Origin of the sequence: Streptomyces sp. NPDC001507 (assembly GCF_042894765.1) — a bacterium.
GTDB lineage: Bacteria > Actinomycetota > Actinomycetes > Streptomycetales > Streptomycetaceae > Streptomyces.
Window position 1 is genome coordinate 1,023,114 of sequence record NZ_JBIAVV010000001.1, and the last position, 23,051, is coordinate 1,046,164.

Genomic DNA, 23,051 nt, shown 5'->3' on the forward strand with positions numbered 1-23,051 from the left:
CACCCCCGGAGGACCAGGATGACCAGCACCGCGCTGCCCACCACGGACGAGCTGCGCGCCCGCGCCCGGGCCTGCCTGCGGAACATCGGTGCACAGGTCACCGAGGGCGACGACTTCCCGGCCCGCACCCCCGTCACCGGCGAACACCTCTTCGGCCTGCGGGCGGCCACCCCCACCGACGTCGAAGACGCCCTCGCCGCCGCCCGTGCCGCCTTCCTGACCTGGCGCACCACCCCCGCCCCGCGCCGCGGCGAGCTGGTCCGCCGCCTCGGCGAGCTGCTGCGCGAGCACAAGAGCGACCTCGCCGACCTCGTCACCGTCGAGGCGGGCAAGATCCGCTCCGAGGCGCTCGGCGAGGTCCAGGAGATGATCGACATCTGCGACTTCGCGGTCGGCCTCTCCCGTCAGCTGTACGGCCGTACGATCGCCTCCGAACGCCCCGGCCACCGCCTCGCCGAGACCTGGCACCCGCTCGGCGTGGTCGGCGTCGTCTCCGCTTTCAACTTCCCCGTGGCCGTCTGGTCCTGGAACACCGCCGTCGCCCTGGTCTGCGGCGACACCGTGGTCTGGAAGCCCTCGGAACTCACCCCGCTGACCGCCCTGGCCTGCCACCGCCTGCTCACCCGCGCCGCCGAGGAGAGCGGCGCCCCGCGCGACGTGCACCGCCTGCTGCTCGGGGACCGCACGGTCGGCGAGCGGCTCGTCGACGACCCGCGAGTGGCCCTCGTCAGCGCCACGGGCTCCACCCGCATGGGCCGCGAGGTCGGCCCGCGCGTCGCCGCCCGCTTCGGCCGCAGCCTGCTGGAACTCGGCGGCAACAACGCCGCGATCGTCGCCCCCTCCGCCGACCTCGACCTGGCCGTCCAGAGCATCGTCTTCGCCGCGGCCGGCACGGCGGGCCAGCGCTGCACCACCCTGCGCCGGCTCATCGTCCACCGCGACATCGCCGACACCCTCGCCGACCGCCTGACCACCGTCTACGGCAGGCTCCCCGTCGGCAACCCGTTCGATGCCGCCACCCTGGTCGGCCCGCTCATCACCACCGGCGCCCTCGACCGCATGCGGCACGCCCTCAGCCGTGTCCAGGCCGACGGCGGCAAGCTCCTGGCCGGCGGCAACCGGCGGCTCGCCGAGGCGGCACCCGCGGCGGCCTACACCGAACCGGTCCTGGTCCGCGTCGCCGAACAGACCGACGTCGTACGGGAGGAGACCTTCGCACCGATCCTGTACGTCCTCGGCTACGACACCCTCGACGAGGCGATCGCGCTCCACAACGACGTCCCGCAGGGCCTGTCCTCCAGCATCTTCACCCGCGACCAGCGCGAGGCCGAGCTCTTCCTCTCCGCCGCCGGTTCCGACTGCGGCATCGCCAACGTCAACATCGGCACCTCCGGAGCCGAGATCGGCGGCGCCTTCGGCGGTGAGAAGGACACCGGCGGCGGCCGGGAGTCCGGCTCCGACGCCTGGAAGGCGTACATGCGCTCCGCCACCAACACGGTCAACTACTCGGGTGAACTCACCCTGGCCCAGGGTGTCAGCTTCCTCTGAGCCCGGTGGTACCGAACGGCCTCGGCGGAGACGAACAGCTACGCCGCGGTCCGCCGGGCGGCTGTGGGCATGCAGGTCGCTGCCGTGGTGCCGCGGCGGCCGGGCGGGGTGACCGGGCGGGCTGGCTGCGGCCTCCCCGGCGAAGGACTCGGCTGCGTCAGGGCAGCGGCTCGCCGGACTCCCCGGTGACCGTGTCGTCCTGGCCGGAGCGAGCGGTCCCGGCCGCTTCCTCGGGCAGCAGGAAGGCGGTGAGCGCGGCCGTGTCGTCCTGCAACTGGTCGTGGCTGTAGACCAGCAGGTCCTGATGGAGTCGTTCCAGCAGCTCCGGGGGCGGCATCGGACCCCACGAACGCAGCCGCTGCAGCAGCGGGTAGAAGGCGCCCTCGGGATCCCGGGTCTCGGTGACACCGTCCGTGTACAGGAGCAGTTGGTCGCCGGGGCCGAAGGAGTAGGTCTCGACGCGATAGGGATCCCCGACGAGCATGCCGAGGTTCAGCGGCGGACCCGGCTGCCCCCGGTCCAGTTCGTTCACCTCGCCGGGGCGGATGAGCAGCGGCGGCGGGTGGCCGCAGTTGAGGACGCGCACGATCCGCTCCTTCCCCGGGATCTCCGCGAAGACGGCGGTCACGAACCGCTCGCCCAGTTCGGTCCCGCCGAGCCGGTCCGCCCGGCGGGTCATGCTGGTGTCCACCCGCTCCACCAGCGCACGCAGGTCGGGTTCGTCGTGCGCCGCCTCGCGGAACGCGCCCAGCATCGCCGCGGCGGTCTCCACCGCGAGCAGACCCTTGCCGCGCACGTCCCCGATGAGCAGCCGTACCCCGTACGCGGTCGGAACCGCCTCGAAGAGGTCGCCGCCGATGCGTGCCTCCGCGGCGGCGGACAGGTAGAAGCTCTCGAGGAGCAGGTTCCCGATCCGGTGCGGGACCGGCCTGAGCAGGACACGTTGGGCGATCTCGGCCACGAACCGGACGTCCGCAAGGGTGCGTTCCCGGCGGATCCGGTGTGCCGCCAGGATCGCGCCCAGCGCACCCACCAGAGCCGTGCACGCGTAGGCGGCCACATAGTGGCGTTCCCAGACGTAGGCGACGGCGCGTCCCGCACAGCACGGGGTTCCGGCCAGTAAAAGTTCGAGGCCGATGCCGAAGACCGTGGCGACGGCGACGACGACGGGCGGGTGGGCGAAGGCGGTCACCAGAGGCAGTGCGATCAGGGCGAAACTCACCGGCCACTGCACCGGAGTGACCGGTTCGAGCAGCAGTACGGCGGCGACGTACAGGACCGGTAGCCAGCGCATCCACGCGGGTGGCGCGGGCAGTGGTGGGTTGGGACCGTCGTGCCTCACCCGGGACTCCTGGCATACGAATCTAGACAAGACACCCAGCCTCCCCGCCCGGCGCCGGGAACTCCGGTGATTGCTCCACTCAGCGGCATGTTCCCAAGTCCGCAGCAGCATTCGAGCCATGTGTCGCAACATTCGTAGATTTGAGATCTGCACATTGATCTCATCTTCATCAGACCTCGAAGATGATGATCTTCAAATGGTTCGTCAGGGGGTTCAACTGCGGAGATGCGTCGCCCGGTGAGTCGAAGGTTTCGAAATAATTACCGAAACCGTTGACAGGTGACATGGCCAGACCAACACTCCCCACCAGGCCTTACCCGCACAGGCCCCACGAGGAGGCATCCCATGAACCCGCTCGACCATGCCCTGAGCCGCAGGAGCGCCGGCGCCCTGCTGCTGGGCGCCGCCGCCGGGCTGGCCCTGCCCGGCACCGCCCGCGCCGCCACCGTCGTCACCACCAACCAGACGGGCACGAACAACGGCTACTACTACTCGTTCTGGACCGACGCACAGGGCACGGTCTCCATGACCCTCGGCTCCGGCGGCAACTACGGCGCCAGCTGGCGCAACACCGGCAACTTCGTCTGCGGCAAGGGCTGGAGCACCGGCGCCCGCCGGAACGTGACCTACTCGGGCAGCTTCAGCCCGTCCGGCAACGGCTACCTGTCCCTCTACGGGTGGACCTCGAACCCGCTCGTCGAGTACTACATCGTCGACAACTGGGGCACCTACCGGCCCACCGGAACGTACAAGGGCAGCGTCACCAGCGACGGCGGCACCTACGACATCTACCTCACGACGCGGTACAACGCGCCGTCCGTCGAGGGCACCAAGACGTTCAACCAGTACTGGAGCGTCCGCCAGTCGAAGCGGACCGGCGGCACCATCACCACCGGCAACCACTTCGACGCCTGGGCCAGGGCCGGCATGCCCCTAGGCAGCTTCAGCTACTACCAGATCCTCGCGACCGAGGGCTACCAGAGCAGCGGCAGCTCGAACATCACGGTGGCGTGATGAGGGCCGTAGCGGAACGCTCGTTACGACCCCTGGCCGCGACCGCTGCCGCCGTCGCACTGGCCGCCGCGGGCACCCTCGCCGTCGGCGCCGCCCCCGCCCACTCCGCCGGCTGCGCCGGCTACGTCGGCCTCACCTTCGACGACGGGCCGTCCACCGCCCACACCCCGGGCCTGCTCGGCGCCCTGAAGGCGAACGGGCTGCGGGCCACCATGTTCAACGAGGGCCAGTACGCGGCCGCCTACCCGGCCCAGGTCAAGGCCCAGGTCAGCGCGGGCATGTGGGTCGGCAACCACAGCTACACCCACCCGCACCTCACCCAGGAGACCCAGGCGCAGATCGACTCGGAGATCTCCCGCACCCAGTCGGCCGTCGCCGCGGCCGGCGGCGGGACACCGGTCCTGTTCCGGCCGCCGTACGGCGAGACCAACGCCACCGTGCGGGCGGTCGAGGCCAAGTACGGGCTCACCGAGATCATCTGGGACGTCGACTCCCAGGACTGGAACGGCGCGAGCACCGACGCCGTCGTGCAGGCCGTCTCCCGGCTCACCGCCGGCCAGATCATCCTCATGCACGAGTGGCCGGCCAACACCCTGGCCGCGATCCCGCGCATCGCACAGACTCTCGCGGCCAAGGGACTGTGCTCCGGGCGGATCTCCCCGCAGACCGGCCGCGCGGTCGCACCCTGAGACAACACCGGCATGAGTGGCGCGACGGCCCGTCAACCGCCGCGCCACCCTCATGACTTCGGATGAACGGGGACCACCGGCACGCCCCGCGTCGCTAGGTTCGCCACCGTGGACTACTACGACCTGGGCAGTCACGGCCGGCGCGTGACGACTTCGTCCGCCTCCGCACAGACCTGGTTCGACCGGGGGCTGAACTGGACCTACGCCTTCAACCACGAGGAGGCCGTCCGCTGTTTCGAGGCGGCCGGCGCGGCGGATCCGGACTGCGCCATGGCCGACTGGGGCATCGCCTACGCCCTCGGCCCCAACTACAACAAACCCTGGGAGTTCTTCGACCCGGACGACCTGGCGGACACGGTGGAGCGGACCCACGCCGCCGTGGAACGCGCCCACGCCAAGGCGGCGCCCGCGACCCCCGTCGAACGCGCCCTGATCGAGGCGCTGCGCGCCCGCTACCCGCAGTCCGAGGCCCCGGACGCGGCGGCCTGCTCGGTGTGGAACACCGCCTACGCCGACAGCCTGCGCGCCGCCTACGAACTGGCGCCCGGCGACCTCGACGTCGCGACCCTGTACGCGGACGCCCTGATGAACCTCACCCCCTGGCAGCTCTGGGACATCCGCAGCGGACGCCCGGCCGACGGGGCCCGCACGGAGGAAGCCAAGGCCGTGCTGGAGCGGGCCCTCGGGACCGAGGCCGGCGCCGGGCACCCGGGGCTGCTGCACCTCTACATCCACCTCATGGAGATGTCGCCCACGCCCGAAGCCGCCCTGCCGGTCGCCGACCGGCTCCGCGACCTCGTGCCCGACGCCGGGCACCTCCAGCACATGCCCTCCCACCTGGAGGTCCTCTGCGGCGACTACCGGCGTGTCGTCTCCGACAACGCCGCGGCCGTCGCCGCCGACGAGAAGTACCTCGCCCGCGCCGGCGCCATGAACTTCTACACCCTCTACCGCTGCCACAACCTGCACTTCGGTATCTACGGCGCCATGTTCCTCGGGCGCCTCCAGGACGCCCTCGCCGCGGCGGAACGGCTGGAAGCCGCCGTACCGGAGGAGCTGCTGCGGGTGCAGAGCCCCCCGATGGCCGACTGGCTGGAGGGCTTCCTGGCCATGCGGGTGCACGTCCTGGTCCGCTTCGGCCGCTGGGACGACATCCTGCGCCTGCCGCTGCCCGCGGACCCTCGGCTCTACTGCGTCACCACCGCGATGCTGCACTACGCGCGCGGCGTCGCGCACGCGGCCACCGGCCGGATCGCGGAGGCCCTAACCGACCGGGCCCGCTTCCGGGACGCGGTCGCCGCCGTCCCGGAGACCCGCATGCTGTTCAACAACACCTGCGTCGACATCCTGGCGATCGCCTCCGCCATGCTCGACGGCGAACTCGCCTACCGCAAGGGCGACTTCGACACGGCCTTCGCCGAGCTGCGCCGGTCCGTCGACCTGGACGACAACCTCCCGTACGACGAACCCTGGGGCTGGATGCAGCCCACCCGGCACGCCTACGGCGCCCTGCTCCTCGAACGCGGCCGGATCGCCGAGGCCGAGGCGGTCTACCGGGCCGACCTCGGGCTGGACGACACCCTGCCCCGGGCGTTGCAGCACCCGGGCAACGTGTGGGCGCTGCACGGCTTCCACGAGTGCCTCCGGCGGCTCGGCCGGGAGGGCGAGGCGCGGATCGTGGGTCAGCAGCTGCGGCTGGCGGCGGCTGTGGCGGACGTGCCGATCGAGGCGTCGTGCTTCTGCCGGACAGAGTGAGCCTCCGCCGACCTGCGCCCGGCGCTGGCTGGTCAGAATGCGGCGGACGCGCGGAGGCCGGCCCCGGGCGCGGTGACGCTCCAGGCCGCCCGCACTGGTCAACCGGGTCGGCCCGTCCGAGGGCGCGGGCAGGCCGGACGAGGTCAGTTGCGCGTGCCGGCCGGTGCGCCGACGACGGTGGTGAGCTGGAGTTTGGTCTCGTCCTCACTGCCCGGCGCGGCGGTCATGATGACGATCTTGAGCTCCGTGTCGCCGTCGGTCAGGACATCGCAGTCCACCGTGACCGGGCCCACCGACGGGTGATCGATCCTCTTGCGGACCTCGCGGTTCGCGGTCACCTCTCCCGTCGCCCACAGCTCGGCGAACCTCTCGTTGCCTGCGTTCAGGTCGCGGACCAGCGCGGCAAGGCGGCTGTCCCGGGGGAAGCGGCCGGTGGCACGGCGCAGATCGGAGACGACGGCGGCGTCGGCGGTGTCGGGATCCGCCTCGGTGACCGGCCACAGCGCGAGGCGGGTGTGATCGGCGTCCACCGGGAACCTGTCGCGGGCGAAGTTGCGCATCCGTGGCGGCGAGGCCAGGGGGTCTCCCAGCAGGGCGGCCCACCCGTGGTTCCACCGCACGAGTTGCCAGTCCGCCGCGAACACGGCCACCGGTACGTCTCCGAGGCGGACGAGTACCCGTTGCATACCGGGCGGGAGATGGTCGCGGATCGTGCCGTCGGCCGGCGGCACGATCCGGGCCAGCCGGTAGAGGTGGTCCCGCTCGGCGGTGGACAGTTGGAGAGCGCGCGCCAGGGACGCCACCACCGACGCCGAGGGTGTCGTGGCCCGCCCCTGCTCGAGGCGCACGACGTAGTCGACCGACACTCCGGCCAGGTCGGCCAGTTCCTCGCGCCGCAGCCCGACAGCCCGGCGCTTGCGGACGACCGGCAGCCCAGCGGCTGACGGAGGCAGCCGGTTCCGCCACGTGCGGATCATCGCGCCCAGTCCAGCTCCGGGGGGTGTCGTCGTCATGCGCTCCATCCTCCCGCGTCCCCGATCACCTGCGGGGGCGCGAGGGTGGTACTGGTCTTCCCACCGTCGAAGCGTCCCTGGTCCGGCTCCCTCGTCAAGGCAACCATCGAATGCATGACGATCACTTTCATCACCGGAGCCAACAAGGGCATCGGCCGCGAGACCGCCCGCCGCCTCATCGCGTGCGGTCACACCGTTCTCCTGGGAGCCCGCGACCGTGAGCGGGGTGCGGAGGCGGCCGCGGCGCTGGGCGCACGCTTCGTCCCCATCGACGTGACCGACGACGCGTCCGTGGCCGCCGCCGCCGCGGACGTCGCCGGGCACGAGGGCAGGATCGACGTCCTGATCAACAACGCGGGGGTCCAGGGTCCCTTCGGCGATCCCGGCGACCTCACCGCCGCCGACGCCCGCGCCGTCCTCGACGTCAACGTCATCGGCGTGGTCCGCACCACCACCGCGTTCCTGCCGCTGCTGCGCCGTTCGGACGACCCCGTGATCATCAACGTCAGCAGCGGCATGGGTTCCCTCGCCTTCACCCACGACCCCGGCCGGTCCGAGTCGCACGTCGTCGTGCCGCTGTACGCCTCCTCGAAGGCGGCGCTGACGATGTTGACCACGCAGTACGCCAAGGGGCTCAAGGGCATTCGCGTCAACGCCGCCGACCCCGGCTACACCGCGACCGACATGAACGGTCACAGCGGCCCCCAGACCCTCACCGAGGGCACGGACGCGATCGTCGCCCTCGCCACCGAGGGGCCCGGTGCCGGCACCGGGCGCTTCATCGACCGCCAGGGCGAGATCGCCTGGTCCTGAGACCGGCGGTGCCGGGCCACCGGCCCTGAAGGACAGGACACCGCGCGGTCCGGACGGCGTTCCACATCTGTGCCGTCGTGTGTCCGCGGCGCCGCGGGGCTGGTCGCGCAGTCCCCGCGCGCCTTCGGGGCGCTTTCAGAGGGCCCGGGCCACCAGCAGGGCCACGTCGTCGTGGTCGTCGGGGTGGCGGAGGCCGTGCAGGAGGAGGTCGCAGGTCTCCTCCAGGGGGCGGTGGGGTTCGTCGAGGAAGCCGAGGAGGACGTCGAGGCGGTCGTCGATGGGATGGCGGCGGGTCTCGACCAGGCCGTCGGTGTACAGGACCAGCAGGTCGCCCGGGTCGAGGGTGATGGTCGTGGTCCCGAAGGATATGCCGCCGACGCCGAGCGGGGCGGCCGGCGGCAGCTCCAGGAGGGCCGGCGGGCGGTCGGTGTGCACCAGCGCGGGCGGCATGTGGCCCGCGTTGGCGATCTCGCAGCTCCTGGTGTGCGGGTCGTACACCGCGTACAGGCAGGTGACGATGTAGTGCTCCAGGTCGCAGGTGATCCGGTCGAGGTGCCGGAGCACCGCGTCCGGGGGCAGCTCCAGGTCCGCGTAGGCGCAGGTGGCGGTCCGCAGCCGGCCCATCGTGGCGGCCGCGTCGATACCGTTGCCCATCACGTCGCCGACGACCAGCGCGGTCCTGTCCTGCGACAGCGGGATCACGTCGTACCAGTCGCCGCCCACCTCGCTCGTCGCCTGCGCCGGCTCGTAGCGGGAGGCAAGTTCCAGGCCGGTGTGCTCGGGCGGGTGGTCGGGCAGCAGACTTCGCTGGAGGGTGAGGGCGGTGTTGCGCACGCTCTGGAACCAGCGGGCGTTGTCGATGGCCACGGCCGCCCGCCCGGCCAGTTCGGTGGCGAGGACGACGTCGTCCTCGTCGAAGGGGAGCGGATTGCGGGTCCGCTTGAGGTCGAGGGCGCCCAGCACCTCGCCGTGCGCGATCAGCGGCACCGCCAGATACGAGTGCACGCCCGCCTCCTCCAGCAGCGCCCCGGCCTCCGGACTGCGGGCGATGCGCGGCAGGTCCTGCTTGCCGACCCGCGGGACCAGCACCGGGCGGGCGGTGTGCACGCACAGCGTGACCAGCCGGTCGCCCTCGTAGGAGGCGAGGTCACCGGGCGCGTCGGCGGCCCGCAGGGCGACCGTGGGTTGGGCGGCCTCGAGGGCGAGGGCCCGGAACAGCTCCGAGCCGTTGTCGGGGCGGCGCGAGCGGCGCAGGGCCAGCGCCGCGTCGAGCACGTCCACCGCGACCACGTCCGCGAGCACCGGGGTGGCGATCTCGGCCAGCTCGTGCGCCGTGCGCTCCACCTCCAGCGAGGTGCCCACCCGGGCCGAGGCGTCGGCGATCAGGGCGAGGCGGCGCCGGGCCCGGTCGGCCTCGGCGGCCGCGCGGTGCCGTTCCGTCACGTCGACCACCGAGGTCGCGGCGCCCAGGACCCGGCCACCGGGGTCCTCGAGCCGGTAGAACGACAGCGACCAGGCGTGCTCGTGCTCCGGGTCGGCCGGCGTACGTCCCACGTGGTACTGGTCGAGCAGCGGCGTGCCCGTGGTGAGCACCTGGTGCAGCGCCGACTCGACGGTGTCGATGTCGGGAAGCGGCAGCGTCTCCCGCAGATGGCGGCCGATGTGCTCCTCGGCGGGGACGCCGTCGATCCGCTCCAGCGCCGGGTTCACCAGGAGATAGCGCAGATCGGGGTCGAGCAGGGCCAGGCCGATCGGGGACTGGCTGATCAGCCGCTCGCACAGCGCCAGGTCGGTCTCCAGCCGCTGGAGCAGGGTGTGGTCGGCGACGATGCCCAGGGCGTAGGTGTCGCCCAGGTCGTCGAGGAGCCGCATGGTGCGGAACTCCATCAGCCGGCTGCTGCCGTCCTTGTGCCGGACCGGGAAGGTCCCGGCCCAGCTGTGCCCGGTCTCCAGCACGTCCGTGAAGACCTTCACCGCGGACTTCAGATGCTCCGGCTGGACGAGCAGGCGCGCCGCGTTCCGGCGAAGGGCCTCCTCGGACGTGTAGCCGAACAATTCCTCGGCCTGCGGCGTCCAGAACACGATCCGGCCCTGGACGTCCAGCGCCACCGCGGCCACACTCAGCACGTCAAGCAGTCCGGTCGGACGCGGTATGCCGGAGCCGTACTCCGCGCCGCCGGAGCCGCCGGAATCTTCGGCGTCACCGGACCGCAGCGAATCCACCGCCATCCCTCAACCACCTCCACCGGCCGCCGGGCCGATGCCGATGCCGCAGCCACGGCCCTTCCATGCTGCCCCCGGTGTGCGGCTCGCCCCAACTCCAGGCCGGGTACCCCGCTCCGCACCCAATCTCACGCACCGTGTCGAGGCGTCCGTCCCGGTCCACGTCAGGGCCGCTGCGCCACGGGTGGACAAGCAGGAACATGGGGGTACGTACAGGATGTAGCCAATGGATTCTCCGCGAGAAGATGTCGACGTGCCGACCACCATGGGGCCGCACCACCTCCTGGACGCCTCCAGCGACGCCGCGGCGGTGCTGTCGGTCGAGGGCGACGTGATCGGCTGGACCCGTGGCGCCGAGGCCCTGCTCGGCCACCCGGCCGCCGCGGTACTGGGCAGCCGCGCCGCGCGGCTGCTCGCCATGCGCGTCGACCCGGCCCGGGCCGCGGGCGTCGCCGAGCGCTGCCGCTCCGGCATGGGATGGAGCGGCCTCGTCCGCCTACGGCACCTCGACGGCCGCAGCGTCGTCGTCGACCTGCGGGTCTCCGCGGCCTTCCGGATCCGCGGCACCGAGTGCTTCCTGGTCTCGGCGCGCGAGCAGCGCCCGCAGTGGACGGTGGGCCAGTCCGTCCTCGACGGGTTCCTCACCCGGTCACCGATCGGGATGGCCGTGATGGACCTGGACCTGCGGTACGTCTGGCTGAACGACACCCTGGAGCAGTTCGGCGGGGTCCCCCGCGAACAGCGCCTGGGCCGCCGGCTGAGCGAACTGCTGCCCGGTCTCCAGGGCACCACCATCGAAGGCCTGATGCGCAAGGTGCTGACGACCCGGGAGCCGGTCACCGACTACGAGTACCTCGGCTGGAGCTGGTCGGATCCGCACCGGCAGCGCGCCTACTCGACGTCGTTCTTTCCGCTCGTCGATCCCGACGACACGGTGACCGGCGTCTGCTACATGGTCTCGGACGTCACCGAACGCTGGAACGCCCGGCAGCTGCTGTCGATGGTCAACGAGGCCGGCACCCGCATCGGAACCACCCTCGACGTACTGCGCACCGCCCAGGAACTCGCCGACTTCGCCGTCCCGCGTTTCGCCGACTTCGTCATCGTCGACCTCCTGGAACCCGTCCTCAGCAACGAGGGACACGGCACCTGGCTGCCCGACGCCGGCCCGGCCCCCGCCCGGGCGGTCATGCGGCGCGCCGCGCTGCGCACGGTCCGCGAGGGCAGCCCCGAGGCCGTGGCGCGGATCGGCGACCAGGTCGACTTCCTGCCCCCGCCGCACGGCGTCGACCTGCTCATCGGCGGCGAGCCGGTCCTCATCCCCGAACTCGACCCGGACGACCCCCACTGGGCCGCCGAACAGCCCGCGCGGACCGCCCGCATCCGGGAGTTCGGACTGCACACCCTGATCTCGGTCCCGATGCGGGCGCGCAACACCGTCCTGGGCCTCACCACGTTCGCCCGCTCGCTCAACCCGCTCTCCTTCGAGCCCGACGACGTCCTGCTCGCGCAGGAACTGGTCGCGCGCGCCGCACTCTGCGTCGACAACGCCCGCCGCTACACCAGGGAGCACACGGCGGCCGTCACCCTCCAGCGCAGCCTGCTGCCCCAGGCCCTGACCGGCGGCACGGCCCTGGAGGTGGCCTCCTCCTACCTGCCGGCCGACGCGTCGGACGGCGTCGGCGGCGACTGGTTCGACGTGATCCCGCTGTCCGGCGCCCGGGTCGGGCTGGTCGTCGGCGACGTGGTCGGGCACGGCCTCGCCGCGGCGGCGAGCATGGGCCGGCTGCGTACCGCCGTACAGACCCTCGCCGACATGGACATGCCCCCCGATGAGCTTCTCGCCCACCTCGACGACCTCGTCCTGCGGCTGGGGGACGAGGAGAGCACGGGCGCGGTGGCGGAGGGCAGCTCCGACACGTTCGTCGGGGCGACCTGCCTGTACGCGGTCTACGACCCGGTGACCCGGCGGTGCTCGATGGCCCGCGCCGGACACCCGCCACCGGTCGTCGTCTCACCCGACGGCCACGCCCACTTCCCCGAGATCCCCGTCGGACCGCCGCTCGGGCTCGGCGGCATGGCCTTCGAGGCCACCGAGATCGAACTCGCCGAGGGCAGCCTGTTCGGCCTCTACACCGACGGTCTCATCGAAGGCGCCGACCAGGACGTCGACCTGGGCATGGCCCGCCTCCGCGGCGCGCTGGCCTGCCCCGGCGCCGACCTGGAGACGCTGTGCACGTCGGCCGTGCAGCAACTGGTCCCCGTTCCCCAGCCCGACGACATCGCCCTGCTGCTGGCCCGCACCCATGCCCTGGGCACCGGCCATGTCGTCTCCTGGGACGTGCCCGTCGACCCGGCGGCCGTCGCCGACGTCCGCGCCGAGGCGGTGCGCCAGGTGGTCGCCTGGGGCTATGACGAACTGGCGACGACCACCGAACTCATCGTCAGTGAACTGGTCACCAACGCCATCCGCTACGCCGAACCGCCCATCCGGCTAAGACTGTTGCGCGATGCCCGGCTGACCTGCGAGGTCGCCGACGCCAGCAGCACCGCACCCCGGCTGCGGCACGCCCGCAGCACCGACGAGGGCGGGCGCGGCCTCTTCCTGGTCGCCCAGCTCGCCCACCGCTGGGGCGCCCGCTACACCGGAGAAGGCAAGATCATCTGGGCTGAGCAGGAGATCCCCGGAGTGTGACCGGTCCTGTACCGGCCGTCCTTGTTCCCCTGTCACATTCGCACGTATGGCCGTACGCTATCAATTCCGAAGGATTCGGCAGCAATTGGGGGAGCCGCCATGTCCGGGGACGCGTACGGTCCGCACCAGGAACCTCGGCACCAGCGGCCGCCCGATCACGGCTTGCCGCACCAGGCGTTCCCCGGACACGCCGCCCCGGGGCCGGGTTTCCCGACTGCGGGCCCCTTCGTCCCGCCCATGCCGTCGGCCCCGCCGCCCGCCCCGCCGGACGCCCTGCGCGCCACCGCCGTCGCCCTGCTCAACCTCAGCGGCCTCGGCCTCGGTTACCTGCTGCTGCGAAGACGGATCCCGCTGGCCGTGTGTCTGGCCGCCACCGCCGTCCTGCTGCTCGTGGCCCTGCCCGCGGACGCCGACGGCGTACCCGGAACCGCGCTGGTCCTGTACGCCCTTCTCCTCCTGCTGGCCGCCGTCCACGGCTGGTTCGCCGGCCTGCGCACCCGCCTGGCGTGGCCGGGACGGCGGCCCGTCGCACTCGTCCTGGGCATCGCCCTGCTCGCCGTCCCGGTGGGCGGCGCGCTCTGGTACGGCAGCGCACAGGACGAGGCCGTCGAACGCGCCCTCCTCGACCGTCTCGACCGCGCCGACCGGCAGGTGAGCGTGGCGTCCGGGCAGGACTTCGGCACGGCCAGGTCCGGTTACCGGAACGCCCTGGCCGTCTACCGCGACCTCGCCGTCCACCACTCCGGCTCGCGTGCCGCCGCCCAGGTTCCCGACCGTCTGAAGACCTACTACACGACGGTCGCGGCCGCCTACAGCCACCGCGACTACTGCGCGGCCGTCGCTCCGCTGCAGTTCCTGCGGACGGTGCCCGACTCCATGCCCAAGGACCAGCTCGGCACGCTCGCCCACTGGCCCGACGAGCGGCTGGCCACCTCGCTGTACGAGTGCGGGGCGAAGGGCCTCGCCGACGGCGGGACCGGCTGGGTCACCCGGTTCGGCGACCTGCTGGCCACCTTCCCCGGCTCCGGCCAGGCCGCCAAGGTCGTACCCGCCGTGGACGCCGCCGAGAAGAAGGCGGCGAAGGCGGTCTCCGGGAAGGATCCGTGCGGCGCCGTCGAGCAGCTGGACACGCTGAACACACAGCTCCTCCAGCTGTCGAACGGGGCGGGCGCCCAGGACGACGGTCTGACGAAGGTCGCCGGCCGGGCCGACCGCAGCGGCGCGGCGGGGCAGTACCAGTGCGGCGTCAAGGAGTACCAGGACGGTGACTACGCGCAGGCCCAGCAGACCATGGAGAAGTTCGTCACCGACAACCCGCACGACAAGAACCGCGACCGCGCCCGCAAGATCGCCATCGGCGCCGAGGTCGCCCAGACCCTCCCGGCCGCCGGCAAGAAGCTGCCCACCACCTCCTCCGGCGGCGGCATCTCCGTGACCGTCAAGAACGACAGCCCCGACGACATCACCGTCCTGTACACGGGCCCGGTGACCGGCAGCTTCACCCTGAAGGCGTGCGGGAGCTGCAAGGCGTACTCGTTCGCCAGCTCGCTCATCAGCGGCTGGCAGCCGTGCGGCGACAGCGGCAGGAACTACCCGCAGCGTACGATCAGCCTCCCGCCCGGCACCACGTACTTCGTGCACAAGCCGAAGAACGACAGCACGGCCACCCCGGGCTCCGACACCGCCAAGCTGCGCTACGGCTACCTCTACACGGAGTGCGCGTACACGACGCAGACGCTGGGGTCCACCTACTGAGCGGGGTGAGAGGCTGTCGTACCTGCCAACTAAGCTCCCGCGCATGGACGACGAGGGCAGGGACGACCCCGCGAGACGGGTCGTCGACGGGCGGTTCGAGCTGGTGGCACGGCTCGGTGGCGGCGGTATGGGCACGGTGTGGCGGGCCACCGACCTGGTGCTGCGGCGCAGCGTGGCCGTGAAGGAGGTAAGGCCGGCCGACCCCGGGCTCGCCGAGTGGGACCCGGAGGCCGCGCGGCTGCTGCGCGAACGGGTGCTGCGGGAGGCCCGCGCGCTGGCCCGGGTGGACCACCCGAACGTGGTGACGATCCATCACATCGTCGACGGCGGCCCGGGGACCTACCCGTGGATCGTCATGGAACTCGTGACCGGCGGCTCGCTCGCCGACCGCCTCGCCGCGGGCCCCATGAACCCGGTCGAGGCCGCGCGCATCGGCCGCGAAGTGCTGGCCGCGCTCCGCGCCGCCCACGAGGCGGGCATCGAACACCGCGACGTGAAGCCGGCCAACGTCCTGCTGCGCCCCGACGGGCGCCCCGTGCTCACCGACTTCGGCATCGCCGCCGTCCGCGAGTCGACGGCCCTCACCGCCACCGGGTCGGTCATCGGCACCCCCGACTACATGGCGCCGGAACGGGTCTCCGGCAAGGACGGCGGGCCGGCCGCGGACCTGTGGTCGCTCGCGATGATGCTGTACGTCGCCGTCGAGGGCCGCCATCCGCTGCGCCGCGGCACGACCCTCGCCACGCTCGCCGCGGTCCTCGCCGAGGACGTCCCGCCACCGGTCCAGGCCGGGCCCCTCACGGACGTCCTCACCCGCGTCCTCGTCCGCGACCCCGCGGTCCGCCCCGACGCCGCCGCACTGGAGCGGATGCTCGCCCGCGCCGCCCGGCAGACCGAAACCCCCACGTCCTTCCCGCTCCAGCCCCCGGCCGCGCCACCCCAGGACGCCGGGCCGCAGGACGCGCGGCCGCGCACCACGGCGCCCGTGTCCCCCGGGCCCGCCCCGCGCCGCCGCCGCACCCTGCTCCTCCTGCCCGTGGCGGCCGTGGCCGCGGCCGGCACGCTCGCGTGGACGCTGCTGCCGGACTCGGGCGGCCACGCCTCCGGGGCCACGGACTCCGGCACCGCGCACGCCACGACCTCGCCCCCGGCCGGGGGCACCGCCTCACCCACGGCCGCGCGGCGGACCGCCGGCACCGACCTGCTGACCCCGCAGGGCATCCGCACCGCCCTCGCGGCCTTCGAGAAGCAGACCGGCCGGGACCGCTTCGGCAACCTCACGGTGTACCCGGACTACGTCATCGCCTACCTGATGGTGAAGGGCAGCGACACCGCGTACGACTCGTACACCTACCGTCCCGGCCAGGGCGTGCAGAAGGACATCATCTCGGGCAGCCTGACCGACGACGGGACGCCCGTCCGCCTCGACGGCTTCGCCTGGGACAAGGTCCCCTCGCTGCTGATCCAGGCCCGCAAGCAGCTCAAGGTGCCCGATCCGACCAGCCGCTACCTGGTCCTCGTGCTGCCGGGCAACGCCTTCGGCGACCCCGCCGGGATGTCCGTCTACCTCAGCAACAACCACAGCCAGACCGGGTACTTCCAGACGGACAGCCGGGGCAAGGTCGTCAAGGTGATGCCGTACGACGGCTGAGCTGACCCCGGTGAGCGAACGCGGTGCGCTCAGCCCGTGAGCGTCCGCACCGGCGTCCCGGCCCGCCACGCCGCGATGTCCTCGACCGCGTCCCGGTAGAACACCTCGTACAGATCCCGGCTGACGTAGCCGATATGGGGGGTCACCACGGCGTTCGGCAGGGTGCGCAGCGGGTGGCCGGCCGGCAGCGGCTCGCGGTCGAAGACGTCCAGCGCCGCGGAGGCGATGGTTCCCCCGGTCAGTGCGCCGATCAGCGCCGCCTCGTCCACCACCGGCCCGCGGGAGGTGTTCACCAGGATCGCCGTCGGCTTCATGAGGCCCAGCTCGCGGGCCCCGACCAGACCCCGGGTGCGCTCGCTGAGCACGACGTGGACGCTCAGCACGTCGGAACGCTCGAACAACTCGTCCCGGGCCACGTAGGTCACCCCTTTCGCCTGCGCGTCCGCCGGCGTCAGGTGCCGGCTCCAGGCGATGCACCGCATGCCGAAGGCGCGCCCCACCTCCGTCACCGCCGTCCCCAGCCGGCCGAGGCCCAGCACTCCCAGCGTGGCGCCCCGCAGGCTCGTGCCCAGCCCCTGCTGCCAGCCGCCCCGCCGCACCGAATCCACCTGCTGCGGGATCAGCCGGGCCGCGGACAGGATGAGGCCCCAGGTGAGTTCGGCCGTCGGGTGGGAGAAGTACCCGGTGCCGCAGACCGTGATCCCCAGCCGGCGTGCCGCGTCCACGTCGATCGCCGCGTTGACGGGGCCGGTGGTGACCAGCAGTTTCAGGTGCGGCAGCCGCTCCAGGGCCGACGCGGGGAACGGGGTCCGCTCGCGCATGGCCACGACCACCTCGTAGCCGGCGAGCGCCGCCACGGCTTCGTCCTCGCCGCCGAAGGCGTCGGAGAAGACGTGCACGTCGGCGTGGAGCGAATCCCAGTCCGCCAGGCTCAGCGCCACGCCCTGATAGTCGTCCAGGATCGCGATCCTCATCCGCATTCCTCTCGCTCTCGGCCCCGGTCTTCAGGGTGTCACCTCCCGACCCGAGCGCCGGGTTGGTCTGCACCATTGACATGTACGCGCGCCGGGGCCTTCAATGCGGCTCACCCGCATATGTATCCGACGGTCACGTATGAGGAAGGCCCCGCATGCTCACCCCCCACCCGCACCTCGCCTGGCCCCGCACCCTGTTAAGACTGTTCGCCCTGGTCGCCGTCGTGCTCGGCATCCAGGCCGGTCCCGCCCACGACGCCCACGCCGCCAGCACCGTCAACGTGATCGCCTTCTACGACGGCACGTACGACGCGGCACACATCAGCTTCGACCACGAGGCCAACAGCTGGTTCCCGCAGGCAGGCGCACAGAACGGCTTCACCTACACCGCGACCACGGACTGGAGCCGGCTCAACGCCTCGACCCTGGCCGGCTACCAGGTCGTCATGTTCCTCGACGACTATCCCCACACCGCGTCCCAGCAGACCGCCTTCCAGAACTACGTGGCGGGCGGCGGCGGCTTCATCGGCTTCCACGTCTCGGCGTACAACGACGACACCAGCGACTGGCCCTGGTACCACAACACCTTCCTCGGCACCGGCACCTTCAAGAGCAACTCCTGGGGACCCACCCAGGAGACCCTGCAGATCGACGACCCCTCGCACCCGGCGACCGCGAACCTCCCGTCCACCATCACGTCCTCGGTGAGCGAGTGGTACAGCTGGCAGAACGACCTCCGGCAGAACCCGGCCATCGACATCCTCGCCTCGATGGCCCCGTCCACGTTCCCGGTCGGCACCGACCCCAACCAGACCTGGTACAGCGGCTACTACCCGATCGTCTGGTCCAACCGCAACTACAAGATGGTCTACAACAACTTCGGCCACAACGCGATGGACTACTCGACCAACACCACGCTGTCGTCGACGTTCGCGAGCGCCCAGCAGAACCAGCTCCTGCTCCAGGAGATCAAGTGGGCGGCCGGCCAGTCCGGTCCGGTCACCCCGCCCACGAGCACCACCGGCCCGATCCACGGGTACGGCGGCAAGTGCGTGGACGTCGCGGGCGCGGCCACCGCCAACGGCACCGCCGTACAGCTCTACGACTGCAACGGCACCAGCGCCCAGAACTGGACGGTCGGCAGCTCCGGAACCCTCAGTGCCCTCGGCAAGTGCATGGACGTGACCGGCGCCGGAACCGCCGACGGCACCAAGGTGCAGCTCTACGACTGCAACGGCACGGCCTCACAGGTCTGGCGGGCGGGCTCGAACGGCTCCCTCGTCAACCCGCAGTCGGGCAAGTGCCTCGACGCCACCGGCCCGAGCTCGGCCAACGGCACCAGGCTCCAGATCTGGTCCTGCTCGGGAGCCGCGAACCAGAACTGGACCCTCCCGTCCTGACACACCCGGCACCCGGGTGGGACGCGGGCGCGCCGGCACACGGCGTGCCCGCGTCGCACGTATGCGTCGGGAACGGCGCCACGGCGCCGTCCGGAGGGCGGGGGCAGGCGTCAGCGCCGTTCACCTTAGGTTGCAGGTCCAAGGGCATCTCCGCAGGCGGCACGTCGGTATACGGTCCGAAGCGCTTGCCCCGACAGAAGTGGCTCACGTCAACGGAGATTCCGGCCGAACCCGCCGCGCAGGCGCCGCGCGGACGGCAGCCGGGACCGCCCTGACGCGGCTCCCGCTGTCGGCCCGGCGGCAGAGCCGCGGTGCATCCGTCGATCGGGAGTCGACAGGTCACCCAGCGCCGCCCCCGTACGTCGCCCTGTCACTCCACTGCCCCGAGGTGCCCCGTGGCCATGCCTTCTCCTGCCTCGTCCCCGTCGTCCGCACCGCCCGACACCGGCACCCGGCACATCACGGCCACCCTCGTGCTGGCCTGCCTCGGCGTGTTCGTGTCCTACCTGCCGGTCGTCGGTGTCTCCGTCGCGCTGCCCGTCATGCAACAGGCCCTCGACGCCTCCACCGAGGGCCTGCAGTGGATCACCGACGCCTTCATCCTGCCGACCGCGGCCCTGCTCCTGACCTGCGGCATGGTCGGCGACCTGTACGGCCGCAAGAAGACCTACCTCGCCGGGCTCGCGCTGTTCTGCCTCGGCTGCCTGGTCTGCCTGACCGCGGGCGGCGTCGTCCAGGTCTGTGTGGGCCAGGCCCTCACCGGCGTCGGCACCGCCGCGCTGCTGCCCTCCACGCTCGCCCTGATCGGCCACGTCGTCCCGGACCCCCGCAAACGCGCCCGCGCGATAGCCCTGTGGACGGCCGCCCTCGGCCTCGGACTGACCCTCGGCCCGGTGGTCAACGGCGTGATCGTGGCGCACGCGAGCTGGCGGTGGATCTTCCTGCCCTCGCTCGTCCTCGCCGTGGTCACGGCCGTGATCGGTGCCGTCGTCCTCACCGACTCCCGCTCGGACCGCGAACGCCACCTGGACGTCCCGGGCCAGCTGCTGGCCGTCGTCGCCATCACCGGCCTGGTCTACGGCGTCATCGAGGGCGGCAGCGCCGGCTGGTCCTCGGCCCAGGTCGTGATCGCCTTCGTGGCCGCCGCCCTCGGCGCGGCCGGCTTCGTCCTCGTGGAACTCCGCTCCGCCTGCCCGATGCTCGACATGCGCCTGTTCAGGTCGCGGGCGTTCTCCGGCGCGGCCCTCGTCATGGCCGTCACCCTGTTCGCCCAGGTCGGCCTGGTCTTCGCGCTCAGCGAGTACTTCGGGCTCGTCCACCACGCCTCGACGCTGGACATCGGCATCCGGCTCATCGCCATCAACGGCTTCACGGTGGTCCTCGGCCCGCTGATCGGGCGGCTGATGAACCGGGCCACGCCCGGACTGCTCCTGGTCACCGGACTGGTCGTCGGCGGCATCGGCGCGCTGCTCATGAACGCCTTCCAGGCCGGCACCGGCACCGGCGAGGCCGCCCTGGTCATCGGCGTCCTCGGCGTCGGCATCGCGTTCGCCATGGCGCCGCTCACCACCATCGCCATGGACGCACTGCCGCACCGGCTCGGGGGTACCGCCGCCGCGGCCAACAGCGCGCTGCGCCAGATCGGCAGCGCCCTCGGGCCCGCCGTCTTCGGCGTCGTCCTCACCCACCGCACCCTGGCCACCCTGCCCGGCCACCTCGCCTCCTCCGGGCTCAGCCCCGCCGACCAGGGCCAGGTGAGCGGCCTGGTCTCCGGCGTCGGCATCCAGGCGGGCGCCTTCCTGCACCTGAAGACCCCGGCGAGCACCGGCCAGGCGCAGGCCGCCTACGGCGCGAGCTTCACCGACGCCCTGCACACCTGCGCCCTCGTCGGCGGCATCGGGATGCTGGTGGCCGCGGTCGTCGCCGTGGCCCTCATCGGGATCCGTCCGGCGCGCGCCCCGCAGGCGGCACCGGAGGCGGCGGCGCACCCTGCGGGGGCCGCGAGCTGACGTACCGCACGGAGGGGTCGGCCACCGTCCGGTGGCCGACCCCTCCGCCCCCCGTCGGAACCCGTCAGCGCGCCAGCAGTTCCAGCGTGTCGATCACCCGGTTCGAGAAGCCCCACTCGTTGTCGTACCAGGCGACCACCTTGACGTGGCGGCCGTCGACGCGGGTCAGGGCCGAGTCGAAGATCGACGAAGCCGGGTTGCCGGTGATGTCCGACGACACCAGTGCGTCCTCCGAGTACTCCAGGACGCCCGTCAGCGGCCCCTCGGCCGCCGCACGGTACGCGGCCAGCACGTCGTCGCGCGTCACCTCGCGCGACACGGTCGTGTTCAGCTCGACGATCGAACCCACCGGCACCGGCACCCGGATCGAGTCGCCCGACAGCTTGCCCTCGAGGTTCGGCAGTACCAGACCGATCGCCTTGGCGGCGCCCGTCGTGGTCGGCACGATGTTGACACCGGCGGCACGTGCCCGCCGGGGGTCGCGGTGCGGGCCGTCCTGCAGGTTCTGCTCCTGCGTGTAGGCGTGCACCGTGGTCATGAACCCGTGCTCGATCCCGGCGAGTTCGTCGAGGACGGCGGCCAGCGGCGCGAGCGCGTTGGTCGTGCACGAGGCGTTGGAGACGATCGTGTGCAGCTCCGCGTCGTACGCGTCGGTGTTCACGCCGTACGCCAGCGTCACGTCGGCACCGTCCGACGGCGCGCTGACCAGCACCTTCCGGGCGCCCGCGTCGAGGTGGGCGCGGGCCGCCTTCGCCGAGGTGAAGCGGCCGGTCGACTCCAGCACGATGTCCACGCCGAGCTCGGCCCACGGCAGCTGCGCCGGCTCGCGCTCCGCGAGGACCTTGATGCGGCGGCCGTCGACGACGAGGACGTCCCCGTCGACGCTCACCGGGCGGCCGAGGCGGCCGGCCGTGGAGTCGAAGGCGAGCAGCCGCGCGAGGGCGGCCGGCTCCGTGAGGTCGTTGACGGCGACGACTTCCAGGCTGCTGTCCCGCTCCAGCAGGGCGCGCAGCACGTTGCGTCCGATGCGGCCGAATCCGTTGACGGCGATACGAGTCATAAGTGGTGTCCCTTCGCTACGCCACCAGGTTCGCGGCCCGGCGGCGGCCGGGACAGCGGCGAGAACGCCACGGTTCGAAAGGATCCCGCCAGGCGTCACCCGTGCGGCCCTACTCGCCCTTGGTGAAGGTGCGCCGGTAGTCGCTCGGCGTCGTGCCGAGGATCCGCTGGAAGTGCAGCCGCAGGTTCGCCCCGGTGCCCAGGCCGACGTCGGCCGCGATCTGCTCGACGCTGCGCTCCGACCGTTCGAGGAGTTCGCGGGCCAAGTCGATCCGGGCGCGCATCACCCACTGCATCGGCGTGTACCCGGTGTCCTCCACGAACCGCCGCGAGAACGTCCGCGCCGACACCCCCGCGTGCCGGGCCAGCGCGTCGAGGCCGAGCGGTTCGCCGAGCCGGTGCAGCGCCCACTCCCGGGTCGCGGCGAACCGCTCACCGAGCGGCTCGGGCACGCTGCGCGGCACGTACTGCGCCTGGCCGCCGCTGCGGTAGGGCGCCGCCACCAGCCGCCGGGCCGCGTGGTTGGAGGCGGCCACCCCGAGGTCGCCGCGCAGGATGTGCAGGCACAGGTCGATCCCCGAGGCCGCGCCGGCCGACGTCAGCACGCTGCCCTCGTCGACGAACAGCACGTTCTCGTCCACCTTGACCAGCGGGTGCTTCTCGGCGAGGGCGCGCGTGTAGTGCCAGTGCGTGGTGGCGCGCCTGCCGTCGAGCAGCCCGGTCGCGGCGAGCGCGAAGGCCCCCGTCGAGATGGCGGCCAGCCGCGTGCCCCGCCGGTGCGCGCCGAGCAGTGCGTCGACGACGGCCGGCGGCGGGTCCTCCCGGTCCGGGAACCGGTACCCGGGCACGAACACGATCTCCGCCCACTCCAGCGCGTCGAGACCGTCGGCGACGTGGTACGACAGCCCGTCGCCGCCGGTCACCAGACCGGGCGCCGCACCGCACACCCGGACCTCGTACGGCATGCTCGCCCGGGTCGTGAACACCTGCGCCGGGATACCGACGTCCAGGGGTTTCGCCCCTTCCAGCACAAGGACGGCGACGCGATGCAGACGGACGGCAGGCACATCGAACAGGGTACGAGGACCCGGCCCGCGCCCGGTGCGGCCTG

The 23,051-nt window shown here is 72.3% G+C and carries 15 protein-coding genes and 1 pseudogene; 10 read left to right on the top strand and 6 right to left on the bottom strand.

Annotated features, from left to right (window positions below; genetic code table 11):
- Positions 1–18: 18 nt before the first annotated feature.
- Positions 19–1,548: an aldehyde dehydrogenase family protein gene (locus ACFY0K_RS04625; protein ID WP_390638569.1), complete on the top strand. Its 1,530-nt coding sequence runs from the start codon at positions 19–21 to the stop codon at positions 1,546–1,548.
- A gap of 157 nt (positions 1,549–1,705) precedes the next feature.
- On the opposite strand, the gene ACFY0K_RS04630 is transcribed toward ACFY0K_RS04625, so the two are convergent.
- Positions 1,706–2,842, bottom strand: a complete 1,137-nt coding sequence (locus ACFY0K_RS04630) for a PP2C family protein-serine/threonine phosphatase (protein WP_390638847.1) — start codon at positions 2,840–2,842, stop codon at positions 1,706–1,708.
- A 393-nt stretch (positions 2,843–3,235) separates the two neighbouring features.
- Between ACFY0K_RS04630 and ACFY0K_RS04635 the strand changes: the two genes are divergently transcribed.
- The 3 genes and pseudogenes from ACFY0K_RS04635 (at position 3,236) to ACFY0K_RS04645 (ending at position 6,348) form a co-directional block, all read left to right on the top strand.
- Complete coding sequence (locus ACFY0K_RS04635) at positions 3,236–3,904, top strand: glycoside hydrolase family 11 protein (RefSeq protein ID WP_390638570.1); 669 nt, start codon at positions 3,236–3,238, stop codon at positions 3,902–3,904.
- Positions 3,904–4,590, top strand: a pseudogene (locus ACFY0K_RS04640) (polysaccharide deacetylase family protein); the annotation flags it as partial. The gene ACFY0K_RS04635 and the pseudogene ACFY0K_RS04640, both read left to right, overlap by 1 nt.
- Positions 4,591–4,701: 111 nt before the next feature.
- The gene (locus ACFY0K_RS04645) at positions 4,702–6,348 is read left to right on the top strand and encodes a hypothetical protein (RefSeq protein ID WP_390638571.1); all 1,647 of its coding nucleotides are present in this window, start codon (positions 4,702–4,704) and stop codon (positions 6,346–6,348) included.
- A 143-nt stretch (positions 6,349–6,491) separates the two neighbouring features.
- Here ACFY0K_RS04645 and ACFY0K_RS04650 read toward each other — a convergent pair whose 3' ends face one another.
- Entirely contained in the window at positions 6,492–7,370 is an 879-nt protein-coding gene (locus tag ACFY0K_RS04650) for a helix-turn-helix transcriptional regulator (RefSeq protein WP_390638572.1), read from the bottom strand.
- Positions 7,371–7,475: 105 nt separating this feature from the next.
- Here ACFY0K_RS04650 and ACFY0K_RS04655 point away from each other — a divergent pair, with 105 nt between their 5' ends.
- Positions 7,476–8,174 carry an SDR family NAD(P)-dependent oxidoreductase gene (locus tag ACFY0K_RS04655; protein ID WP_390638573.1) on the top strand — a complete coding sequence of 233 codons (699 nt, stop codon included), beginning with the start codon at positions 7,476–7,478 and terminating at the stop codon, positions 8,172–8,174.
- A 135-nt stretch (positions 8,175–8,309) separates the two neighbouring features.
- On the opposite strand, the gene ACFY0K_RS04660 is transcribed toward ACFY0K_RS04655, so the two are convergent.
- Positions 8,310–10,403, bottom strand: a complete 2,094-nt coding sequence (locus ACFY0K_RS04660; RefSeq protein ID WP_390638574.1) for a SpoIIE family protein phosphatase — start codon at positions 10,401–10,403, stop codon at positions 8,310–8,312.
- A 259-nt stretch (positions 10,404–10,662) separates the two neighbouring features.
- Between ACFY0K_RS04660 and ACFY0K_RS04665 the strand changes: the two genes are divergently transcribed.
- From ACFY0K_RS04665 to ACFY0K_RS04675, 3 genes are all read left to right on the top strand, one after another.
- Complete coding sequence (locus ACFY0K_RS04665) at positions 10,663–13,092, top strand: SpoIIE family protein phosphatase (RefSeq protein WP_390638848.1); 2,430 nt, start codon at positions 10,663–10,665, stop codon at positions 13,090–13,092.
- Between the two features lie 237 nt (positions 13,093–13,329).
- A complete protein-coding gene (locus ACFY0K_RS04670; protein WP_390638575.1) occupies positions 13,330–14,847 on the top strand; it encodes a hypothetical protein in 1,518 nt (505 codons plus the stop codon).
- A 43-nt stretch (positions 14,848–14,890) separates the two neighbouring features.
- Positions 14,891–16,498: a serine/threonine-protein kinase gene (locus tag ACFY0K_RS04675; RefSeq protein ID WP_390638576.1), complete on the top strand. Its 1,608-nt coding sequence runs from the start codon at positions 14,891–14,893 to the stop codon at positions 16,496–16,498.
- A gap of 29 nt (positions 16,499–16,527) precedes the next feature.
- Here ACFY0K_RS04675 and ACFY0K_RS04680 read toward each other — a convergent pair whose 3' ends face one another.
- On the bottom strand, positions 16,528–17,472 hold the full coding sequence (locus ACFY0K_RS04680) for a D-2-hydroxyacid dehydrogenase family protein (protein WP_390638577.1): 945 nt from the start codon (positions 17,470–17,472) through the stop codon (positions 16,528–16,530).
- A gap of 155 nt (positions 17,473–17,627) precedes the next feature.
- Here ACFY0K_RS04680 and ACFY0K_RS04685 point away from each other — a divergent pair, with 155 nt between their 5' ends.
- Complete coding sequence (locus ACFY0K_RS04685) at positions 17,628–18,872, top strand: ThuA domain-containing protein (RefSeq protein WP_390638578.1); 1,245 nt, start codon at positions 17,628–17,630, stop codon at positions 18,870–18,872.
- Between the two features lie 401 nt (positions 18,873–19,273).
- Positions 19,274–20,881: an MFS transporter gene (locus ACFY0K_RS04690; RefSeq protein WP_390638579.1), complete on the top strand. Its 1,608-nt coding sequence runs from the start codon at positions 19,274–19,276 to the stop codon at positions 20,879–20,881.
- 64 nt (positions 20,882–20,945) lie between these two features.
- Here the strand turns inward: ACFY0K_RS04690 and gap are convergent, their stop codons facing one another.
- Positions 20,946–21,941, bottom strand: a complete 996-nt coding sequence (gene gap, locus ACFY0K_RS04695; protein ID WP_390638580.1) for a type I glyceraldehyde-3-phosphate dehydrogenase — start codon at positions 21,939–21,941, stop codon at positions 20,946–20,948.
- Positions 21,942–22,050: 109 nt separating this feature from the next.
- A complete protein-coding gene (locus ACFY0K_RS04700) occupies positions 22,051–23,007 on the bottom strand; it encodes a helix-turn-helix domain-containing protein (RefSeq protein ID WP_351959796.1) in 957 nt (318 codons plus the stop codon).
- Positions 23,008–23,051 lie beyond the last annotated feature (44 nt).

Bases quoted from the DNA above. Each gene is read 5' to 3' on its own strand.
- ACFY0K_RS04665 (WP_390638848.1), top strand. From the start codon at position 10,663: ATGGGGCCGCACCACCTCCTGGACGCCTCCAGCGACGCCGCGGCGGTG.
- ACFY0K_RS04670 (WP_390638575.1), top strand. From the start codon at position 13,330: ATGCCGTCGGCCCCGCCGCCCGCCCCGCCGGACGCCCTGCGCGCCACC.
- ACFY0K_RS04655 (WP_390638573.1), top strand. From the start codon at position 7,476: ATGACGATCACTTTCATCACCGGAGCCAACAAGGGCATCGGCCGCGAG.
- ACFY0K_RS04690 (WP_390638579.1), top strand. From the start codon at position 19,274: ATGCCTTCTCCTGCCTCGTCCCCGTCGTCCGCACCGCCCGACACCGGC.
- ACFY0K_RS04635 (WP_390638570.1), top strand. From the start codon at position 3,236: ATGAACCCGCTCGACCATGCCCTGAGCCGCAGGAGCGCCGGCGCCCTG.
- ACFY0K_RS04625 (WP_390638569.1), top strand. From the start codon at position 19: ATGACCAGCACCGCGCTGCCCACCACGGACGAGCTGCGCGCCCGCGCC.
- ACFY0K_RS04660 (WP_390638574.1), bottom strand. From the start codon at position 10,403: ATGGCGGTGGATTCGCTGCGGTCCGGTGACGCCGAAGATTCCGGCGGC.
- ACFY0K_RS04630 (WP_390638847.1), bottom strand. From the start codon at position 2,842: ATGCGCTGGCTACCGGTCCTGTACGTCGCCGCCGTACTGCTGCTCGAA.
- ACFY0K_RS04685 (WP_390638578.1), top strand. From the start codon at position 17,628: ATGCTCACCCCCCACCCGCACCTCGCCTGGCCCCGCACCCTGTTAAGA.
- ACFY0K_RS04675 (WP_390638576.1), top strand. From the start codon at position 14,891: ATGGACGACGAGGGCAGGGACGACCCCGCGAGACGGGTCGTCGACGGG.
- ACFY0K_RS04680 (WP_390638577.1), bottom strand. From the start codon at position 17,472: ATGAGGATCGCGATCCTGGACGACTATCAGGGCGTGGCGCTGAGCCTG.
- gap (WP_390638580.1), bottom strand. From the start codon at position 21,941: ATGACTCGTATCGCCGTCAACGGATTCGGCCGCATCGGACGCAACGTG.
- ACFY0K_RS04650 (WP_390638572.1), bottom strand. From the start codon at position 7,370: ATGGAGCGCATGACGACGACACCCCCCGGAGCTGGACTGGGCGCGATG.